The 20757-nt window shown below is 62.3% G+C and carries 16 protein-coding genes and 1 pseudogene; 5 read left to right on the plus strand and 12 right to left on the minus strand.

Translation table 11 applies throughout. From position 1 onward, the window contains the following. Nucleotide 1 precedes the first annotated feature (1 nt). From cobG to GIW79_RS14190, 5 genes are all read left to right on the plus strand, one after another. Complete coding sequence (cobG, locus tag GIW79_RS14170; protein ID WP_197900132.1) at nucleotides 2-1348, plus strand: precorrin-3B synthase; 1347 nt, start codon at nucleotides 2-4, stop codon at nucleotides 1346-1348. Continuing rightward, the gene (locus tag GIW79_RS14175; RefSeq protein WP_034126410.1) at nucleotides 1341-1967 is read left to right on the plus strand and encodes a precorrin-8X methylmutase; all 627 of its coding nucleotides are present in this window, start codon (nucleotides 1341-1343) and stop codon (nucleotides 1965-1967) included. Before cobG ends, GIW79_RS14175 begins: the two co-directional genes overlap by 8 nt. Beyond that, on the plus strand, nucleotides 1967-2698 hold the full coding sequence (locus GIW79_RS14180; RefSeq protein ID WP_054896393.1) for a precorrin-2 C(20)-methyltransferase: 732 nt from the start codon (nucleotides 1967-1969) through the stop codon (nucleotides 2696-2698). Before GIW79_RS14175 ends, GIW79_RS14180 begins: the two co-directional genes overlap by 1 nt. Beyond that, nucleotides 2698-4335 carry a precorrin-3B C(17)-methyltransferase gene (cobJ, locus tag GIW79_RS14185; RefSeq protein ID WP_054918797.1) on the plus strand — a complete coding sequence of 546 codons (1638 nt, stop codon included), beginning with the start codon at nucleotides 2698-2700 and terminating at the stop codon, nucleotides 4333-4335. Before GIW79_RS14180 ends, cobJ begins: the two co-directional genes overlap by 1 nt. A 237-nt stretch (nucleotides 4336-4572) precedes the next feature. Then, entirely contained in the window at nucleotides 4573-5352 is a 780-nt protein-coding gene (locus GIW79_RS14190; RefSeq protein ID WP_181124983.1) for a hypothetical protein, read from the plus strand. Here the strand turns inward: GIW79_RS14190 and GIW79_RS14195 are convergent. The 12 genes and pseudogenes from GIW79_RS14195 to GIW79_RS29820 form a co-directional block, all read right to left on the minus strand. Beyond that, a complete protein-coding gene (locus GIW79_RS14195) occupies nucleotides 5349-5945 on the minus strand; it encodes a MarC family protein (RefSeq protein ID WP_003171467.1) in 597 nt (198 codons plus the stop codon). The genes GIW79_RS14190 and GIW79_RS14195 overlap by 4 nt on opposite strands. Before the next feature lie 456 nt (nucleotides 5946-6401). Next, on the minus strand, nucleotides 6402-9176 hold the full coding sequence (locus tag GIW79_RS14200; RefSeq protein WP_034126413.1) for a hybrid sensor histidine kinase/response regulator: 2775 nt from the start codon (nucleotides 9174-9176) through the stop codon (nucleotides 6402-6404). Between the two features lie 116 nt (nucleotides 9177-9292). Further along, entirely contained in the window at nucleotides 9293-10585 is a 1293-nt protein-coding gene (gene purD / locus GIW79_RS14205) for a phosphoribosylamine--glycine ligase (protein WP_003188167.1), read from the minus strand. Between the two features lie 129 nt (nucleotides 10586-10714). Then, entirely contained in the window at nucleotides 10715-12322 is a 1608-nt protein-coding gene (gene purH, locus GIW79_RS14210) for a bifunctional phosphoribosylaminoimidazolecarboxamide formyltransferase/IMP cyclohydrolase (protein WP_057977756.1), read from the minus strand. A gap of 82 nt (nucleotides 12323-12404) precedes the next feature. Further along, the gene (gene fis, locus GIW79_RS14215; RefSeq protein ID WP_002555375.1) at nucleotides 12405-12725 is read right to left on the minus strand and encodes a DNA-binding transcriptional regulator Fis; all 321 of its coding nucleotides are present in this window, start codon (nucleotides 12723-12725) and stop codon (nucleotides 12405-12407) included. After that, complete coding sequence (gene dusB / locus GIW79_RS14220; RefSeq protein ID WP_181124984.1) at nucleotides 12722-13735, minus strand: tRNA dihydrouridine synthase DusB; 1014 nt, start codon at nucleotides 13733-13735, stop codon at nucleotides 12722-12724. Before dusB ends, fis begins: the two co-directional genes overlap by 4 nt. A gap of 185 nt (nucleotides 13736-13920) precedes the next feature. Further along, entirely contained in the window at nucleotides 13921-15168 is a 1248-nt protein-coding gene (locus GIW79_RS14225) for a DUF3426 domain-containing protein (protein WP_236453619.1), read from the minus strand. Nucleotides 15169-15198: 30 nt separating this feature from the next. Beyond that, entirely contained in the window at nucleotides 15199-16077 is an 879-nt protein-coding gene (gene prmA / locus GIW79_RS14230) for a 50S ribosomal protein L11 methyltransferase (protein WP_034134793.1), read from the minus strand. Between the two features lie 267 nt (nucleotides 16078-16344). After that, complete coding sequence (gene accC / locus GIW79_RS14235; protein ID WP_003188188.1) at nucleotides 16345-17706, minus strand: acetyl-CoA carboxylase biotin carboxylase subunit; 1362 nt, start codon at nucleotides 17704-17706, stop codon at nucleotides 16345-16347. A gap of 17 nt (nucleotides 17707-17723) precedes the next feature. Further along, nucleotides 17724-18188, minus strand: a complete 465-nt coding sequence (accB, locus tag GIW79_RS14240; RefSeq protein WP_054918788.1) for an acetyl-CoA carboxylase biotin carboxyl carrier protein — start codon at nucleotides 18186-18188, stop codon at nucleotides 17724-17726. A gap of 24 nt (nucleotides 18189-18212) precedes the next feature. Beyond that, a complete protein-coding gene (gene aroQ / locus GIW79_RS14245) occupies nucleotides 18213-18668 on the minus strand; it encodes a type II 3-dehydroquinate dehydratase (protein WP_054918786.1) in 456 nt (151 codons plus the stop codon). A gap of 304 nt (nucleotides 18669-18972) precedes the next feature. Further along, nucleotides 18973-19488: pseudogene (locus GIW79_RS29820) on the minus strand (methyl-accepting chemotaxis protein); the annotation flags it as partial. Nucleotides 19489-20757: the final 1269 nt, after the last annotated feature.

A 20757-nucleotide genomic window follows, 5' to 3' on the forward strand; every position in this document is an offset into this window, starting at 1 on the left:
CATGCCGCCGGACAAAGCAGGCATAATACCGCGCCTTTACCCGTCAACCGGTAGCCCCGTGAACCCAACGCCCGCTGTGAATACCTTGCGCCCCTCGGCTTGTCCGGGGTTGCTGCGTATTGTCCAGGCGTTGGACGGTGGCATTTGCCGAGTCAAATTGGCGGGCGGCGCGATCACTGCCGCCCAGGCCCACGCCGTGGCGGACGCGGCCCAGGCGTATGCGGGCGGGGTGATTGAGGCGACCAACCGCGCCAACCTGCAGATCCGCGGCATCGGCGCTGAGCAGGAGGCGTTGATCGCCCGACTACTGGCGGCGGGCCTGGGCCCCAGCAACGCGGGCGGTGACGACGTGCGCAACCTGATGCTCAGCCCCAGCGCCGGCATTGACCCGCAGATGCTGTTCGACACCCGCCCACTGGCCGCGCAGATCCTCGCCACCCTGGAGAACCATCCGCGTTTCCATGAACTGTCGGCCAAGTTCGCGGTGCAACTCGATGGCGGCGAAGACCTGGCGATGCTCGAGCATCACCACGACCTGTGGTTGTCGGCCTTCGTACGCCATGGCGAAACCCTGCTCGCGTTCGGCCTGGCCGGCTGTCCGGGCCTGGATGCGCCCCTGGCCGCCGTGCCTTTGAACCAGGGGCATGGGTTGGTCGTGGCCGTGCTGGAAGCGTTTCTGGACCTCGCCACCCCAGAACAAACGCGCATGCGCCATTTGTCTGTGGATAACGTGCTGAACCATTTGCGCTTGCCGTTGCTGCCAGCCGACGGCTTCATACGCCCGCCCAGCGACGCGTCGCTCCAGGTGGGCACTTATCCACAAGTGCAAAAGAATCAGTTCTACGTCGCCGCCCTCGCGCCATTGGGCCGCCTGAACCCGGCGATGCTCAAGGGCGCCGCACAACTGGCCAGTGACTATGGGGACGGCACCTTGCGCTTTACCCCCTGGCAAGGCGTGCTGGTGCCCAACGTCGAAAAGCCTCACGCCTTGACCGAGCGCCTGGCGCAACTGGGCTTTATCTGCTCGCTCGGCCACCCGCTGGCGCGCATGATTGCCTGCACCGGTTCCAGCGGCTGCGCAAAAGGCTTGGCCGACACCAAGGCCGACGCCGTGCAACTGGCCGCTCTGCAACCGGGCGTTGAGGTGCATCTGTCCGGCTGCCTGCGCTCCTGCGCTGCCGCGCACACCGCGCCAGTCACCTTGCTGGCGGTGAGCCCCGGCCACTACGACCTCTATTTTCGCGATGCAGCCCAGCCTGGTTTTGGCCGGCTGCACGCGCGCACTCTTTCCATTGAAGCGGCGGGCGCCCTGTTGCGCGCTCGTCCACGGAGCAACACCGATGATTGATTACATCCGCGACGGTCAGGAGATCTATCGCAACTCCTTCGCCATTATTCGCGCGGAAGCCAAGTTGGACCGCATCCCGGCTGATTTGGAAAAACTCGCGGTGCGGGTGATCCATGCGTGCGGCATGGTCGAGGCCATCGACGGTCTGCAGTTTTCTGAAGGTGCGGGCAAGGCCGGGCGCGATGCGCTGGCCGCTGGCGCGCCGATTCTGTGCGATGCGCGGATGGTCTCCGAAGGCGTGACCCGCGCGCGCCTGCCAGCCAATAACCCAGTGATCTGCACCCTGCGCGACGACAGCGTGCCGGAGCTGGCGCGGGAACTGGGCAATACCCGTTCCGCCGCCGCCCTTGAACTGTGGCGCCCGCATCTGGAAGGCAGTGTGGTGGTGATCGGCAACGCGCCGACCGCGTTGTTCTATCTGTTGGAAATGCTCGATGCCGGCGCGCCGAAACCGGCGTTGATCCTGGGTTTCCCGGTGGGCTTTGTCGGCGCCGCCGAATCCAAGGCCATGCTCGCCGCTGATAGTCGTGGGGTGCCGTTCGTGATCATGCAAGGTCGCCTGGGCGGCAGCGCCATGGCTGCTGCCGCCGTCAATGCCCTGGCCACGGAGGTCGAATAATGCAGGTGCGCGGACGTTTGATCGGCCTGGGCGTCGGCCCCGGTGATCCGGAACTGATTACCCTCAAAGCCCTGCGCCTGCTGCGTGAATCGCCGGTGGTGGCGTACTTCGTGGCCAAAGGCAAGAAGGGCAACGCCTTCGGCATTATCGAGGACCACCTAGTGCCGCAACAGACCCTGATGCCGCTGGTGTACCCGGTGACCACCGAAGTGCTGCCGGCGCCGCTGTCCTACGAGCAGGTGATCAGCGACTTCTACGACAATGCCAGCCTCGACGTGGCCGCTCACCTGGACGCGGGCCGCGACGTGGCGGTGATCTGCGAAGGTGACCCGTTTTTCTACGGCTCCTACATGTACCTGCATGACCGCCTGGCCGAGCGCTACGAGGCCCAGGTGATTCCAGGTGTGTGCTCGATGCTCGGTGGTGCCTCGGTACTCGGCGCGCCGTTGGTGTATCGCAATCAGAGCTTGTCGGTGCTCTCGGGCGTATTGCCCCATGAGGATCTCAAGCGCCGCCTGGCCGATGCCGATGCCGCAGTGATCATGAAGCTGGGGCGCAACTTCCCGAAAGTGCGCCAGGTGTTGGAAGAGCTGGGTCTGGCCGAGCGGGCGTTGTACGTGGAACGCGCGACCATGGCCAACCAGAAGATCGTGTCGCTGGATCAGGTGGAGCCGATGTCGTCGCCGTATTTCTCACTGATCATCGTGCCCGGTGAACGGTGGCAAGGTTGATGACCCCGGCGATTGTGATTCTGGGTCAAGGCAGCCTGGCGACTGCGCGCAAGCTCCAACAGGTTTACCCCGGCGCGTTGATCCACGGTTTGGCCACACGGGTTGAGGGGGCAGACCGTACCTACAGCGAATTCGGCGCGACCTTGCGTCAGCTCTATCAGCAGGGCACGCCACTGATTGCCCTGTGCGCCGCGGGCATTGTGATTCGCACCCTGGCACCGTTGCTGCTGGAAAAGGGTGAAGAACCCGCCGTGCTGGCCGTGGCTGAAGACGGCAGCGCTGTGGTGCCGTTGCTCGGTGGCCTGGGGGGCGTGAACCTCATGGCGCGCGATATTGCGGCAGCGCTCGGCGTGTCCGCCGCCATCACCACCAGCGGCGAGTTGCGTTTTGGCACCTGCCTGCTCAACCCGCCGGCGGGCTATCAACTGGCCGACATCGAGCTGGGCAAACGCTTTGTCTGCGACCTTCTGGCCGGCGAAAGCGTGCGCATTGAAGGCGCGGCGCCATGGCTGGAGGACGCTAACCTGCCTCAGGATCAACAGGCGCGCCTGGCGATTCATGTGGGCAGTGCCGAGCGCACACCGGCAGCCAACGAGTTGCTGATTTACCCGCAGAATGTCTACGCCACCTGCCGGCCGGGTGCGCAGTTGGCCGAGCGTGTGCGCTCGGCGTTGCAGGAGGCTGGCGTGGCCGTGCAATCCCTGGCCTGCCTGCTGGCCAGCGACCTGCAGATGGCTGACGCGTCCTTGCATGAAGCCGCGTCGGCCTTGGGTGTACCGCTGCGTTTTGCCGTACTGGAACCCGTTGCGGACATCAGTATCACCGTGGCCGAGCAGCCCTTGGATCTGTCACAGGTTGGGCGCCCCCGCGGGCGTCTGGCGGTGATTGGCCTGGGCCCCGGCGCTGCTGAATTGATGGTGCCGGCGGTGAAGGCGGAACTGGCGCGTTGCACCGATGTGCTGGGGTATGAAACCTACGTGCGCATGGCCGGGCCGTTCCGGGACGACCAAGTGCAACACTGCACTGACAACCGCGAAGAAATGCAGCGCGCCCGCCACGCCTTCGAGCTAGCCGCGCAAGGCCGCTCGGTGGTGGTGGTGTCCTCTGGTGACCCAGGTGTATTCGCCATGGCCGCAGCGGTGATCGAGGCGCTGCACGAGTCCAGCGAGCCGGCCTGGCATCAGGTCGACCTGGAAATCCTGCCGGGGGTTTCCGCTTCGCTGGCCACCGCTGCCCAGGCGGGCGCGCCGCTGGGGCATGATTTCTGTGTGATGTCGCTGTCGGATAATCTCAAGCCCTGGGCGATCATCGAAAAACGCCTGGACCTGGCTTCCCAGGCCGACCTGGCCTTGGCGTTCTACAACCCGATCTCCAGGTCGCGGCCTTGGCAACTGGGACGCGCCCTGGAGATCGTCGCGCTGCATCGCACGCCGCAGACGCCGGTGGTGCTGGGCCGTGACATCGGTCGTCCAGGCCAGACGCTAAGCGTCACTACCTTGGGGCAACTGACGCCCGAGCAGGTGGACATGCGCACCATGGTGCTGATCGGTTCATCCACCACCTGTGTGTTCCCGCGCGCGGGTGGCGGCGAGTGGGTGTACACACCACGTTGGTATGGCGACAAACCCAACTCCTGAAAACAGCCCGGTTGGCTGCCGGAAAGCTCCGAATAACCCAGGGATTCCCCTGGCGTTGTTCGGGGCTTTTTCTTTTTTATGCGATGAAAACCGCACGCCTGCCCGCCGCGCCTTGTCATTGCTGGACGCTGGTTTTGGGCGGGGCAGTCCAAGGGATGTTTATCGCATGGAAACCCCGCTGCTCCCTGGACTAGGGTGGAAGCAAGCCCCATGTGGGGTGCTTGTGGAGAACAGAAAATGGAGCGACGTCACAGAAGGATCAACAGTAAAAAAAGGCGCAAGTTGATTGCCGCCTACAAATTGCCGGGCGCACCTGCCAGTCAGGCCGCTTGCGCGCTGGATCACGACGATGATTGCAATGCGGCCGTGGTCAACAACGGGGTGATTTCATTTGCCGAAGGCTTGTCGGCGTTGAACCGCGAATACGTACGCAAAAGCTATCTGCTGGCCAGCAGTTATGTGAGCGATGTGCTGAACGTCCAGCGGGGCAGCGAGGCGTGGTACGAGGAATTTATCAAGGTAATGGTCAGCCTGGGGTGGCTGCCGCTGCGCAGTCGCTTTGAACGGGTCTCGCGTGCGGGCAAGGGCCTGACGGTGCAACTGGCGGCGCTGAATATCATCGCCTCGATGCTGACGTCGACGGCGCTGTTCGGGCCACTGCTTAGCGCCTTGCCCAAGCTGGCCGCCGATGCGCTGGATGCATTGAAGCGTCAGCCAGCGTCTTTCGAGCTGTTCAAGCGCAATTGCGCGGTGCATGAGGGCGGCGATTTCGGCCTGGCCTCCTGCGCTGAAACAGACGGCGAGTTGATCATGGTGCTGGTGACCTACAGCACCCATGGTGTGGATAAACAGGTGGGCCTGCCCTTCCTGGAGTGGGATAGCTCCTCGTTCGAGGCGTTCAGCGGGCAGACTTGCCTGGTGCTCAATACCTCTATGGTCAACGAGAAAACCATCCAACTGATGCGCGAAAGCGCCGGTGACAAAGTGGAAATGGCTATCGCCAAATACCGGATCTAGGGCACCAGGTAGCCGCGTACCCCGGTAAAAATGATTTGCGCGGCCAGGGCGCAGACGAACAGGCCCATCAACCGGCTGACAATCTGCAAGCCCTGGTCGCCGAGAATGCGTTCGATACGGTTGGACAGGTACAGCACCACGCCTACCGTCAGGCTGGCCAGGGCAATACTGAGGATGGCGGTAAGCTTGTCGTCCCAGTGTGGTTGGCTGACGCCCATCACCAGCAAGGCGCCGATGGTGCCGGGGCCGACGGTGAGAGGGATGGTCAGCGGCACGATGGTCACGTCCTGCTGCACGTTGTCGGTCTGCACCGCCGACTTGCCCTGGGCCATGCCCAGGGCGGAGATAAACAACACACTGCCGGCGCCGATACGGAACGCGTCGACGGTAATGCCGAACACACTGAAAATCACCCGGCCAAACAGGTAGAGCAGCACGCTCGATACCAGGGTGGCCAGTGCAACTTTCCACGCCAGGCGCCGACGCTCCTTGCTGGAGTAGCCACGGGTCAGGCTGATAAAGCAGGACAGCACAAAGAACGGGCTGTAGAGCACCAGCATCTTCAGGTAAACGCTGAATAACACATGGAGCATGGGGGCGGCTCGCGGGCGGGGAAAGTGTGGAGGAGTCTATCCGACACAGATCAAATGTGGGAGCTGGCTTGCCTGCGATAGCGGTGGGTGTGATCGTTCCCACGCTCTGCGTGGGAATACATCCAGTGACGCCCTGCGTCGCGTTCAAGCAGGACGCGGAGCGTCCCGGGCGGCATTCCCACGCGGAGCGTGGGAACGATCATCACGGGCTGTAGAGCACCAGTATCTTCAGGTAAACGCTGAATAACACATGGAGCATGGGGGCGGCTCGCGGGCGGGGAAAGTGTGGAGGAGTCTATCCGACACGGATCAAATGTGAGAGCTGGCTTGCCTGCGATAGTGGTGGGTGTGATCGTTCCCACGCTCTGCGTGGGAATGCATCCAGTGACGCTCTGCGTCGCGTTCAAGCAGGACGCGGAGCGTCCCGGGCGGCATTCCCACGCGTGGGAACGATCATCAGGAAAGGGTGCTGTGCTCAGGGCGCTGTTGGCGCTGCGCGACCCAGTAGTCCACCAGCTCGCGCAGCTGCGACAGTTCCACCGGCTTGGCCATATGCCCGTCCATGCCTGCCTGGCGTGCGCGTTCTTTGTGTTCCGACAGGATATGCGCGGTGAGCGCCACCACTGGCGTGCGCACGCGTTGGTGGCTGACTTCCCATGCCCGCAGTTGCTGTGTGGCGGAGAAGCCATCGAGAATCGGCATTTCGCAGTCCATCAATACCAGGTCATAGCGCTGGGCTTTCATCGCTTGCAGCGCTTCTTCGCCGTTGCTGGCGGTGTCCGGGTCGAGATTGAGCTTGCCGAGCATGCCGCGAATCACTTTGGTGGAAATGCTGTTGTCTTCGGCTACCAGGATGCGGAAATCGCTGGGCACGGTCATGGCTGCCGGTGCGCTGGGGGCCGGGCGTGCCACGGGTGCGCCTTTGCTGCGCTGGGCCAGTTCATCAGCCAGGGTGGTCTTGAGGGTATAGCCAGCCACCGGTTTGGCGAGGATGCGCTTGATCCCGCAGTTGCGCGCAATGATCTTGCTCGGTGCATTGCTGATTCCGGTGAGCATGATCAGCAGGATGTCGTGGTTCAGGCTCGGGTCTTCCTTGATTTTCGCCGCCAGTTGCATGCCGGTCATGCCGGGCATGTTCTGGTCCAGCAGTACCACGTCGAAATAATCACGCAGGTGCGCCTTGGTGCGCAGCAGCGCCAGGGCCTCCTTGCCCGAAGGCACGGCGCTGACGTTCAGGCCCCAGGCCGTGCATTGTTGCACCAGGACTTTGCGGCAGGTGTCGTTGTCGTCCACCACCAGCACGCGGGCGTCCTTGAGCGGGCCGTCGAGGTCGCTGGTCGGGTGTTCCAGGCGTTCCGGGTCCAGCGGCAGGGTCAGCCACAGGGTACTGCCCTGGTGGCTCCCACTCTTGACGCCGAACTCGCCGTTCATCAACAAGATCAGCTGGCGTGCGATGACCAAGCCCAAGTGGCCGCTCAAGCGCGTCGCCGAAAGGAAGTTCTTGCTGTGCAGTTCGCTGTGCAGCAGGGCGTCGCGTTCGGCAGCTTCCATGGGCACGCCGCTGTCTTGCACGGCAATGCGCAGGCGTGGCTTGGTGCTGCGCTCATCCAGGGCGACAACGATCAGCACTTCGCCTTCATCGGTTTTGTGCAGGGCGTTTTCCAGAAGGCTCAGTAAAGCCTGGCGCAGTCGCGTCGGGTCACCGCTGATCACTCGTGGTACCTGGGGTTGGATGAAGCTGATCAGCTCGACATTCTGTTGCTCGGCCTTGGCGCGGAAGATGCTCAGGCAGTCGTCGATCAATGCATTGAGATCGAACTGCACATCATCGAGTTCGATCTGCCCGGATTCGAGCTTGGAAATGTCGAGAATCTCGTTGATCAGGGTGAGCAACTCATTACCGGCGCTGTGGATGGTCTGCACATAGTCGCGTTGCTTCACCGACAACGGCGTGCCCAGCAGCAACTCGGTCATGCCCAGCACACCGTTCATGGGCGTGCGGATTTCGTGGCTGATCTTCGCCAGGAACTCGGCTTTGGCGGCGATTTCGGCATTGCTGGCCGCCAGGTCGCGGCTCAGGCTGAAACGGGTTTCGACAATGGCGCGCTGGCGCTCGCCGAGGGCCAGGCTCATCAGCAGGCCACTGAGGCAGATAAAGCTCAACAGGGTGACGATCAGCCCCTGTGGCGCCACCAGGGTAAGGCCGAGCAGTGCGGGCAGAATGATCAGCGTGCCGATGTTGAATACCACCATGGCCGCCACGAACAAGCGCGCCGGGCGGTAGCCTTTTTGCCAGTGATAGGCCGAGACAAACAGCATGCTCAGGCCCGCCAGCGCGACCAGGGCATAGGTGATGATGTTCAGCGGCAAGGTGTTGACGAACAACAGGAGCAGGCCGCACAGGATGATCAGCAGGATGTCGGCCATCAACACTTTGTTCAGCGGGTGCGGGCCCAGGGGCATGAAGAAGCGGTAGGCGAACATCAGCCCACAGGGTGCGGTCAGCAGCAGGGCCAGGTAGGCACCGGGGGTCTGGATTGCGTGCCAGTTCGGCAGCCATGGCCCCACCAGGTTGAGCAACAGCGCCAGGCTGAGCATCAACAGGAACTCGCACGCGGCCAGCCACAGGCTGCTGCGCGAGCGGTGGTAGGCGAAGCGCGTGAGGTTGTGCAGGATCAGCATCGACAGCACGCCGAACAGCAGGCCGTAGATCAGCGTCTGGTTCTGGTTGGCGGCGGCCAGCACCGCTGGTTCCAGGGTGATGTAAGGGCGCAGCTCGTGTTCCGAGACCAGGCGCAGGTATACCTCCAGTGGCCGTTGGCTCTGAGGCATCGGCAGCATGAAGTCACTGCTGGGCAACGAGCGCTCAGCCTGGGGTTGGCGTGTGCCGGTGGTTTGTTGCTCCACCAGGGTGTCGCCGTCCAGCACATACAGGCTCAGGCTGGAGAGGTCCGGGGCGAACACCCGCAGCACTTGTTCGTGCTTGCCGGGCTGCAACCTGAAACGCACCCACAACGCACCGTCCGGCTGCGCGGCGGTGATCCGGTCCAGTTCGATGGGGCTGAATTGATTGGTATAGCGGGCGGAACGGATATCGCTCAGTTGCAGGTCGGCCTGTTCATCAAGCAATACTGCCCAGCCACTGCCTTGCGCAGCGGCCTGGGCCGGTAGCAAGCAGAGCAGGGTCAGCAGACTGATTGTGAAACCTATGGCGATCCTGAGCCAGCGCACGGCGAAATCCCTTCGGTAGGTGGATGCACGGGTTAACTATGCGCGGGGCAACAGGGTACGGCAAGGGCCAAAGGCCCTTACCTAACCGAACGGATAGCTACTGCAAGTGTAGCTGCTCAGTTGTTCTCACCGCGTTCGCGGGCAATGGCACGGTAGCCAATGTCGGTGCGGTAGAAGCAGCCCTTCCAGTCGATTTTCGCCGCCAGTTTGTATGCCTGTTGTTGCGCGGCATCGACACTGGCACCCATCGCGGTGGCGCACAACACGCGGCCACCGGCGGTTACAACTTTGCCGTCCTTGAGCGCGGTGCCTGCATGGAACACCTTGCCTTCCAGCGCAGCGGCGGCGTCGAGGCCTTCGATCGCATCGCCCTTGGCGTAGTCGGCGGGGTAGCCACCGGCCGCCAGCACAATCCCAACGCTAGGTCGTGGGTCCCACTGCGCTTCGACCTTGTCCAGGGCCTGGGCGAGGGCGGCTTCCACCAGCAGCACCAGGCTCGATTGCAGGCGCAGCATCACCGGTTGGGTTTCCGGATCGCCGAAGCGGCAGTTGAACTCGATGACTTTGGGGTTACCGGCTTTGTCGATCATCAGGCCGGCATAGAGGAAACCGGTGTACACGTTGCCTTCATCCGCCATGCCGCGCACGGTTGGCCAGATCACCAGGTCCATGACGCGCTGGTGGACGTCGGCGGTGACAACGGGCGCCGGGGAGTAGGCACCCATGCCGCCGGTGTTCGGGCCACTGTCGCCGTTGCCGACGCGCTTGTGGTCCTGGCTGGTGGCCATCGGCAATACGTTCTTGCCGTCGACCATCACGATAAAGCTGGCTTCCTCGCCGTCGAGGAACTCCTCGATGACTACGCGTGAACCGGCGTCACCAAAGGCATTGCCGGCGAGCATGTCGCGCACGGCGTCTTCGGCTTCCTGCAGGGTCATGGCGACGATCACGCCTTTGCCGGCAGCCAGGCCATCGGCCTTGATCACGATCGGTGCGCCTTTCTCACGCAGGTAAGCCAGGGCCGGTTCGATCTCGGTGAAGTTCTGGTAGTCGGCCGTCGGGATCTTGTGGCGAGCCAGGAAGTCCTTGGTAAAGGCTTTCGAGCCTTCCAGTTGGGCGGCGCCAGCGGTAGGGCCAAAGCAATCCAGGCCACGGCTGCGGAACAGATCGACGACGCCTGCTACCAGTGGCACTTCCGGGCCGACGATGGTCAGGGAAACATTCTTCTCGGCAAAATCTGCCAACTGCTCCAGGGCCAGCACGTCGATGGCGACGTTTTCACACTTGGCTTCGATGGCGGTGCCGGCGTTGCCAGGAGCAACGAAGACTTTCTGCACGCGTGGGTCCTGGGCTACTTTCCAGGCCAGGGCGTGTTCACGGCCACCGCTGCCAATGATCAAAACATTCATTTCAAAAACCTCGTTAACTTGATCGTTCCCACGCTCTGCGTGGTAATGCTACTTGTGACGCTCTGCGTCACGCTTTGGAACGCAGAGCGTCCCGGACTGCATTCCCACGCAGAGCGTGGGAACGATCAATCAGTGGCGGAAGTGGCGCATGCCGGTGAAGACCATCGCAATGCCAGCTTCATCAGCGGCGGCGATGACTTCTGCATCACGCATCGAACCGCCCGGTTGGATCACGGCGGTCACGCCAGCTTTCGCGGCGTTGTCCAGGCCGTCACGGAACGGGAAGAACGCATCGGAAGCCATCACCGAACCCACCACCTGCAAACCGGCATGTTCAGCCTTGATCGCGGCGATACGTGCCGAGTTCACGCGGCTCATCTGGCCAGCGCCGACACCGATGGTCTGGCGGTTCTTGGCGTAGACGATGGCGTTGGACTTGACGTATTTGGCCACTTTCCAGGCGAAGATCAGGTCGTTGATCTCTTGCTCGGTCGGCGCGCGCTTGGTCACGACTTTCAGGTCATCGCTGCCGATCATGCCGATGTCGCGGCTCTGTACCAGCAGGCCGCCATTGACGCGCTTGTAGTCCCAGGCCGCGGCGCGGTCTGCCGACCACTCGCCACAGGCCAGCAGGCGCACGTTGGTTTTGGCGGCGACGATGGCGCGGGCTTCTTCGCTGACGCTTGGGGCGATGATCACTTCGACGAACTGACGCTCGACGATGGCCTTGGCGGTCTCGGCATCCAGTTCGCGGTTGAAGGCAATGATGCCGCCGAATGCGGATTCGGTGTCGGTGGCGTAGGCCAGTTCGTACGCCTGGCGGATACCGCCTTCAGCGTCCGGGCTGACTGCCACGCCGCACGGGTTGGCGTGCTTGACGATCACGCAGGCCGGCTTGACGAAGCTCTTTACGCATTCCAGCGCGGCGTCAGTGTCGGCCACGTTGTTGTAGGAGAGTTCTTTGCCTTGCAGTTGAGTGGCGGTGGCGATGCCCACTTCGGCCGGCTTGGCTTCCACGTAGAACGCCGCACTCTGGTGCGGGTTCTCGCCGTAGCGCATTTCCTGGGCCTTGATGAACTGGCTGTTGAAGGTGCGCGGGAACTGGCTGCGACCTTCTGTGCTCAGGGTGTCAGCCGCTTGGTTCACGGTGCCCATGTAGTTGGCGATCATGCCGTCATAGGCGGCGGTGTGTTCGAACGCCTTGAGCATCAGGTCGAAGCGCTGGGCGTAGGTCAGGCCACCGGCCTTGAGGTTTTCCAGGACGTTGGCGTAGTCGCCGGCATTGACCACGATGGCCACGTCCTTATGGTTCTTGGCCGCCGAGCGCACCATGGTCGGGCCGCCGATATCGATGTTTTCGATGGCGGTCGGCAGGTCGCAGCCTGGCTTGTTGATGGTGGCTTCGAACGGGTAGAGGTTAACGGCCACCAGGTCGATCGGCTTGATGCCGTGCTCGGTCATGATGGCGTCGTCGATGCCGCGACGGCCGAGGATGCCGCCGTGGATTTTCGGGTGCAGGGTCTTGACGCGACCGTCCATCATTTCTGCGAAACCGGTGTAGTCCGCGACTTCTACTGCGGCCACGCCGTTGTCCTGCAGCAGTTTGAAGGTCCCGCCCGTGGAGAGGATTTCCACACCCAGGGCTTCCAGCTCCCGGGCAAATTCAAGGATCCCGGTCTTGTCGGAAACACTGATCAAGGCACGGCGGATCGGCAGGCGGGTGGTCTGGTCGGTCATCTCAATTTCCATCAAAAGCAAAGGAAGTCAGCAAAAAAGGCGACCGGTTTTACGCGGGCGCCTTTCTGGTTTGATTGAATGCTTACAGCAAATCGTACTGCTTGAGCTTTTTGCGCAAGGTGCCACGGTTGAGGCCCAGCAGCTCACTGGCTTTGGTCTGGTTGCCCTTGACGTAGTTCATCACGCTTTCGAGCAAGGGCGCCTCGACTTCGGAGAGCACCAGGTTGTACACATCCGTGACGGAAGCGCCCTCAAGGTGGGCGAAATAATTGTGCAGCGCCTTCTCGACACTCCCGCGAAGGGTCTGGCCTTCTTCGCTGGGCGTGTTGAGGTGCTGTTTCAAATTGACGTTGTCGCTCACGGGTGTTGTTCCACTCACTAAAGTCTCGGTCATCATCGTCATGCGGCCACCCCTTCTCCATCCCCTGTTCCCAGGCTCTTGTCGCGTCCGGCGAAGAACTCACGAACGGTGGCGACCTGTGCCTGCGTTTCATCCAAACGATTGAACTGAGCGCGGAATTCCTTGGCGCCCGGCAAGGTGGCGAGATACCAGCCGACATGCTTGCGAGCAATGCGTACTCCCATCACGTCCCCATAGAAGGCGTGCAGGGCGGTCAGATGCTCTAGCAGAATACGTTCCACCTCGACCAACTCTGGTGCCGGCAAGACTTCACCAGTACGCAGGAAATGCTCGATTTCACGAAAAATCCACGGCCGCCCCTGGGCGGCCCGGCCAATCAACAAGCCATCGGCACCGGTCGCGTGCAGCACGCGCCGGGCTTTCTCGGCACTGTCGATGTCGCCATTGGCAAAGACGGGCATCGACACGGCCTGCTTGATCGCGGCAATGGTGTCGTACTCGGCTTCACCGGTATAAAGGTCGGCGCGGGTACGGCCATGCACCGCCAGCGCTGTAATGCCTGCCTGTTCAGCGATCTTCGCCACCGTCAGGCCATTCTTGTTGTCCCGGTCCCAACCGGTACGAATCTTAAGGGTCACCGGTACATCCACTGCGCCAACAACGGCCTGCAGGATCTCGGCGACCAACTGCTCATCTTTCAACAGTGCGGAACCGGCGGCCTTGTTGCAAACCTTCTTGGCCGGGCAGCCCATGTTGATGTCGATGATCTGTGCACCCAGCTCCACATTGGCCCGTGCGGCATCCGCCAGCATCTGCGCATCGCCCCCGGCGATCTGCACCGAGCGTGGCTCGGGATCACCTTCGTGGATCATGCGCATCCGCGACTTGCGGGTGTTCCACAGACTCATGTCGCTGGTAACCATTTCAGAGACTACTAGACCCGCGCCCAGACGCTTGCACAGCTGACGAAAGGGCTGGTCGGTGACACCCGCCATCGGGGCGAGGATCAAGCCGTTTTGCAATGTGTATGGGCCGATGCGTACCGCCGACATAGGACTTCCCTGTTGTGGGGCCGGATCATTAGAGTTCGAAAAAGGGTTGGCATGATACCCGCTCTCGATGACTGGTTAAAGGCTGAATTGGATAAAATCTGAACAGTTACTTTTTTATCGCCATCGGTTTGGTTGACGGCGGTCAAGTCAATAATCCGCCGTCAAACCTCGGTGGGCACGCCGTTTTACTCGGGCGAGTGGAAGCTCAGGCTGTAGTTCACGGCTCTATTGCCCGGATCAAGAATGTCCAGGGAGATGTGGATAGGCGTCTGCGAGGGCATTTCGCTGACGCCAGCCAACTCGCCGCTGAGGTATTCGGCGGGCTTGAAGCGACGACTGGCAATCAGGCTGCCGTTCAAGCCCGCAAAGCGCAACTCCAGCAGCGGGAAGGGCTGGGAGAAGGTCGCACGGTTATAGATGATGGCATCGACCACCAGCGCCCCGGCGAATTCGGGGTGGCTGCGCACCACCAGATTGCTGCTCTTTATGTGAGTAATGTCGACCCGCGATGGCACGGTGCACCCCAGTTTCGGGCATAACGCCTGGAACCAGGGACGGTAGGCGTCCTGGCGGGCCAGGTCGTCGAATTGGTAGGCGATGTACTGGCCGGCCAGACCGGCAGCGGCGAGTACCACCAACAATATCCAGACCAGACGGCGACCCCAGCTTGACGGACGCTTCTGCGCATACAGGTGCAGGGGGTCGTCTTCCAGGTCCTGGAGTAACTCGTCGTGTACACCAGCCTCCGTTCGCGCGCGCTTGCGGCGCGGCTGTGCGCGGTCTTCGGGTTCAGGTTCATCGTGCTCGTCGCGGGTGGGTATCAGCGGCGGGTCGAGGTCGTCATCCACGGTAGTGGCGTGCAGAGCTGGTGCGTCATCGAGTTCGTCGACGTGGGCCGACATGGACGGTTCGGTGCGCTGTTTGGACGCAGGTGCCTTAACCGGCTCGGGCTCTTCTTCTGGTGCCTGGGCGCGCTCTTGGGGTGGCTCACTGAACAGGCTGGCCGCCCACTTTTCTTCCTCGGCCTTGACCGTATCGCGGCTGGCGCTGAAGGACTCTTCCTTTTGCCGACGGTCGGCACCTGGCTGGCGACGTTCCGCACCCAAGGCCTGGGTATGTTGGATCTCGCGACGTTCCAGCTTGGCCAGTTCCTTGTCCAGGTTATCCAGGTCCAGCTCTTCGGCCGTCCACTGTTTCTGGCTGATGGCCCGTGGTGGCTCGGGAGGTGCTTCGCCAATCGGTTCGGGGGGTGTCGGCGCTTCAGGTTCCGGCGCAGACGCCTGGGCCCGTTGCTCCAGCAACTGGCGGGCGGCGTTGAACACTTGCAGGCACGAGCCGCAACGCACCACGCCGCGGGCCACGCTCAACTGAGCGTGGTTGACGCGAAAGCGCGATTGGCAATGTGGGCACTGGGTGACGAAACTGTCGGTCATGCGGCCATCCGATTCAGGCAAGCGCTCATTCTAGCGCCGACGACCGCTGATGCGTACCCAGCCATCACGGTTGGCGATCGGGTCCAGCTCGAAGTCTTTGGCGTAGGCCGCAGCCACGTCTTCACCTTGCTCGGCGAGGATGCCCGACAGCGCCAGGCGCCCGCCCGGCTTGACCAGGCTCGACAGTTGCGGCGCCAGCGACACCAGTGGCCCGGCGAGGATATTGGCCACCAGCACATCGGCCTGAACCTGGGGCAGGTCCTCAGGCAGGTAGAGTGGGAATTTGCCTTCGGCAATGTTGTTGCGCCCGGCGTTATCGCGGGAGGCTTCCAGGGCCTGCACGTCGATATCGGTGCCCACGGCCTCCTTGGCACCCAACAGCAGGGCGGCGATGGCCAGGATCCCCGAGCCGCAACCGAAGTCCAGCACGTTGCTATCGGTCAGGTCCTGGCCGTCCAGCCATTCCAGGCACAGGGCGGTGGTCGGGTGCGTGCCGGTACCGAACGCAAGACCCGGGTCCAGCAGCAGGTTGACGGCGTCTGGCTCGGGCGCGGCGTGCCAGCTTGGCACGATCCACAGGCGCTGGCCGAAACGCATGGGCTGGAAGTTGTCCATCCAGCTGCGTTCCCAGTCCTGGTCTTCGATGACTTCGCTGTGATGCTCGGGCAGCGGGCCGCCGGTGAGCAGTTCCATATGGGCCAGCACGGCGGCGGCGTCGGTGCCGTCCTCGAACAGGGCCAGCAAGTGGGTGTGGGACCACAGCGGCGTGGTGTTGAGTTCCGGCTCGAAAATCGGCTGGTCTTCGGCGTCCATGAAGGTCACCGACACGGCGCCCACTTCGAGGAACGCGTCTTCGTAGGTTTCGGCTTGTTCTGGGCTGATGGCGAGACGGACTTGCAGCCAAGGCATGGCGGGCACCTTTGAAAAAAATGAATGTGCGGCGGGCAGGCCGCGAAAGCGCGCAAGTTTACGCGAGAGCAAGCCAGAAGACGACTGCGCCGACGATCGTTCCCGCGCTCGGCGTGGGAATGCCGCCTCGGACGCTCCGCGTCCCGTTGTTAAGGCGTGGCGCGGAGCGCCACAAGAGGCGTTCCCACGCCGAGCGTGGGAACGATCAGGGGTCGGTGGCCCATAAACAACAAAACCGCCCGAAGGCGGTTTTGTTGGGTGGAGCACTTACTGGTTGGCCAGCTTGTGTTCCAGGTAGTGAATGTTCACACCACCTTCGCAGAAGCCTTCATCACGAACCAGATCCCGATGCAGCGGGATGTTGGTCTTGATGCCGTCGACCACGATTTCGTCCAGGGCGTTGCGCATACGGGCCATGGCCTCGTCGCGAGTGGCGCCCCAGGTGATCAGCTTGCCGATCAGCGAGTCGTAGTTGGACGGAACCTTGTAGCCGCTGTACAGGTGCGAATCCACACGTACGCCGTTGCCGCCGGGCGCGTGGAAATGCTTGACCAGGCCAGGGCTTGGGATAAAGGTTTTCGGGTCTTCGGCGTTGATGCGGCACTCCAGGGAGTGGCCGTGCATCTTCACGTCGTCCTGGGTGAAGGACAGCACGTTACCGGCTGCGATGCTCAGCATTTCCTTGACGATGTCGATACCGGTGACCATCTCCGATACCGGGTGCTCTACCTGCACACGAGTGTTCATCTCGATGAAGTAGAAGCGGCCGTTTTCGTAGAGGAACTCGAAGGTACCGGCGCCACGGTAGTTGATGTCGATGCACGCCTTGACGCAACGCGCCAGTACTTCCTGGCGGGCTTTCTCGTCCAGGCCCGGTGCCGGGGCTTCTTCCAGTACCTTCTGGTGGCGACGTTGCAGCGAGCAATCGCGATCACCCAGGTGGATGGCGTGGCCCTGGCCGTCGGACAGTACCTGGACCTCCACGTGGCGTGGGTTGGTCAGGTACTTCTCCAGGTAGACCATCGGGTTGCCGAACCAGGCGCCCGCTTCGGAGCGGGTCTGCTTGGCGGCTTCGATCAGGTCTTCTTCCTTGTGCACCACGCGCATGCCGCGACCACCACCGCCACCGGCGGCCTTGATGATCACCGGGTAGCCGACTTCGCGACCAATGCGCAGAGCGGTTTCCTCGTCTTCAGGCAGTGGGCCGTCGGAGCCTGGAACGGTGGGCACACCGGCCGCGATCATGGCGTCCTTGGCCGAGACCTTGTCGCCCATCAGGCGAATGGTTTCGGCTTTCGGGCCGATGAAGGCAAACCCGGATTTTTCCACCTGTTCGGCAAAATCGGCGTTTTCCGCGAGGAAGCCGTAACCAGGGTGGATGCCATCGGCGCCGGTCACTTCTGCCGCGGCGATGATATTCGAGACTTTCAGGTACGAGTTCGTGGCCAGTGGCGGGCCGATGCAGATGCTTTCGTCCGCCAGTTTCACGTGCATCAATTCGGTATCGGCCGTCGAGTAAACAGCGACGGTCTTGATGCCCTCTTCCTTACAGGCGCGCAGGATACGCAGCGCGATCTCGCCGCGGTTGGCGATCAGGACTTTTTGCAGTTTCTTCGCAGGTTTCAACATCGAAGGCGCTCCGCGGTTCAAACGATGGTGAACAGCGGCTGGTCGTACTCAACCGGCTGACCGTTTTCTACCAGGATGGATTCAATGACGCCGGCTTTTTCCGCGGTGATGTGGTTCATCATTTTCATCGCTTCAACGATGCAGATGGTGTCGCCCACTTTCACGGCCTTGCCCACTTCAACGAAGGCTGGCGAGGTCGGTGCCGGGGTGCGGTAGAAAGTACCGACCATTGGCGACTTGACCACGAAGCCGTTCAGCGCAGGAGCGGCTGGGGCGGCAGGTGCAGCGGCGGCGGCAGGTGCGGCAGCCGGAGCTGCGGCGGCTGGAGCCGGTGCTTGCATCTGTGGCGCGTAGAACTGTTGGGCCGGGGTCTTGCTGTGACGGCTGATCCGTACGGACTCTTCGCCTTCCTTGATTTCCAGCTCGTCGATACCGGATTCTTCCAGCAGTTCGATCAGTTTCTTAACTTTACGGATATCCATGAATCATCAACTCCCAAGGGTCGGTCAGGGGCGTTTAGCCTGTTCTTCAATGTGTTCCAGGGCGGCCTCCAGGGCCAGTCGGTAACCGCTGGCGCCAAGGCCGCAGATCACTCCTACCGCTACGTCGGAGAAGTAAGAGTGATGGCGGAAAGCTTCGCGTTTGTGCACGTTCGATAAATGCACTTCGATGAATGGGATGCTCACCGCCAGCAGCGCGTCACGTAATGCAACGCTTGTGTGCGTAAAAGCGGCGGGATTGATCAGAATAAAGTCCACGCCTTCGCCGCGCGCGGCATGGATGCGATCAATCAATTCATACTCGGCATTGCTTTGCAGGTAGAGCAAATGGTGGCCGGCTTCACGGGCCCGCTTTTCCAGTTCGAGGTTGATCTGGTCCAGGGTCACTGCCCCGTAGACGCCCGGTTCGCGGGTGCCAAGCAGGTTCAGGTTGGGTCCGTGAAGAACCAGTAAGGTCGCCATTGGCTGTTCCTTGTTATTGGTGTGGGTGCGTCAGAACCCGGCGACTATGCCGCAAAGCCTTTGTGACTGTCCAGTTCTATGCAGTAGCCGGCACGATTAGCGAGGATTGCGCAAAATTTGTGACTGGGAGACGGCATTTGGTCAGTGTGGGAGCTGATCGCGCCCACGCTCCGCGTGGGCACGCATCCAGTGACGCTCTGCGTCACGGCTTTAAAGCGGGACGCGGAGCGTCTGGGGCGACATTCCCACGCGGAGCGTGGGAACGATCAGCCACATTGCGGTCTTCATAGAGGGCCGGATCGGGTTAGACGCGGAAGGCTTGCACGGCGGTAGTCAGTTGCCCACCCAGTACCAGCAGGTGCTCGCCCTGGCTACGGCCCTGGCCAATGCGCAGCAAATTATCCTCACCCAATTGATGAATCCGCTCACTGTTGTCGCGTATCTCGCTCACGGCGCCACTCTGCTGCGCGGTCACATCGGCAATGCGTACGGCGGTATCCGAGATGGTCTGGATCGCCCCGACGATTTCATCCAGCGCGCCATCCGCCGCCTGGGCCTGCTGGGCGGTGGCTTCGGCGTGTTCGACCTGGGCGCGCATGCCTTCTACCGACTGGTGCGCGGCGCTTTGCAGGCCGGCGATCAGGCCCTGGATTTCGGCGGTGGCGCCGGCAGTACGCTGGGCCAGGGAGCGCACTTCGTCGGCTACCACGGCGAAACCACGTCCGGCTTCACCGGCGCGGGCGGCTTCGATAGCGGCGTTGAGCGCCAGCAGGTTGGTCTGGTCGGCAATCGAGCGAATCACCGTGAGCACGCCGCCGATGGTGGCGGACTCTTCGGCAAGTTTCTCGATCATCTGCGCGTTTTGCTGCACTTCGCCTACCAGCGCATGCAGCCCGGTGAGGCTCAGGCCGATAACGCGCTGGCCTTGCTCCACGGCTTGGCCTGCACTGCGACTGGCCCCGGCGGCCTGGCTGGCATCCCCGGCGACTTGCTGGATGGTGGCTTCCAGCTCGCCCAGGGAATCACGGATTTGCGCGGTGTCGCCGGCCTGGCGCTCGGCTCCGTCGTGCAGGCCGCTGCTCAGTTCGGCCAGTGCGCGGCTGCTGCCTGCCACTTCTTCGGCATTGCCACGGATGGTGCCGACCAGATCCACCAGGTAGGCGCGCAGGCGGTTAAGGGAGGCCTCGATATCGTGCAGTTCACGGTTGGTCTTGCCCAGGGCAATCGGTTGGCTGAAGTCGCCTTCGGCCCAGGTCGACAAGGCGGGTGCCAGGTTGGTCAGCACGCGCGCCAGGCGGCGTTGCAGGGTATCGATCAGCAATGCGATCAGCAGGATCAGACCAATCATCACCCCCTGCATCACACGCACTTCACCCTGAATCTTCGCGTGTTGCGCGCGCACCACGGGTTCCAGGCCGGCGATGGCCTGTTGTACGTTGGTGATTTTAAGGTGGGTGCTGGCGGCGAGATCGGCGCGTTGCTGGATCTGTTCACGGGTGCGTTGGAGTTCGGCGGGGTAGCGAGTCAACAGGCTGTTGAGTTCGCGCTTGAGGTCGACGCCGGTGTCCTGGGCTTCGGTTTTTTCGGTATTTTCCAGGCCCATCAACGCGGAAAAATCATCGGTGTGGGATTCAGCGCTGGCCTTTATTCCCAATAAGGGCAGCTGCGCAAGCAGGTCGGCCTGAGTGCGCAGGTTGGTCACTTCCCGCTCGACATCCGCGGCCAACTCGGCGCGCCCGCTGCTGACTAGCTTGTCGCGGGCCAGGGACAGTTTGCCCAGGTGCTGTGAGGCTGCGAGCAATGGCGACATATAATGCGCAGCCTCCGCGGAATTGACACCGCTGGCGTACTGGCTCAATTGTTCCAGGTTCGCGCCCAGTTCACGCTCGGCTTGCAGCAACAGGGCTTGCGGGTCGCCAGCCAATTTACCGGCGGCCAACAGGTCGGTCTTGCTGAAAGTCTCCAGGTCCATGAGGCTGGGGCGCAGGTTTTGCGCCAAGTCGGGCGGCAGTTCGCCCAGCTGAAGCTGCAGGCTTTCCAGGCTCTGGGTTGCACTGCTCAGGCGCAGGGCATCGCCGCTGGCTAAGTA

It is taken from the genome of Pseudomonas sp. PA-7-1E (genome assembly GCF_021605325.1).
GTDB classification, from domain to species: domain Bacteria; phylum Pseudomonadota; class Gammaproteobacteria; order Pseudomonadales; family Pseudomonadaceae; genus Aquipseudomonas; species Aquipseudomonas fluorescens_BV.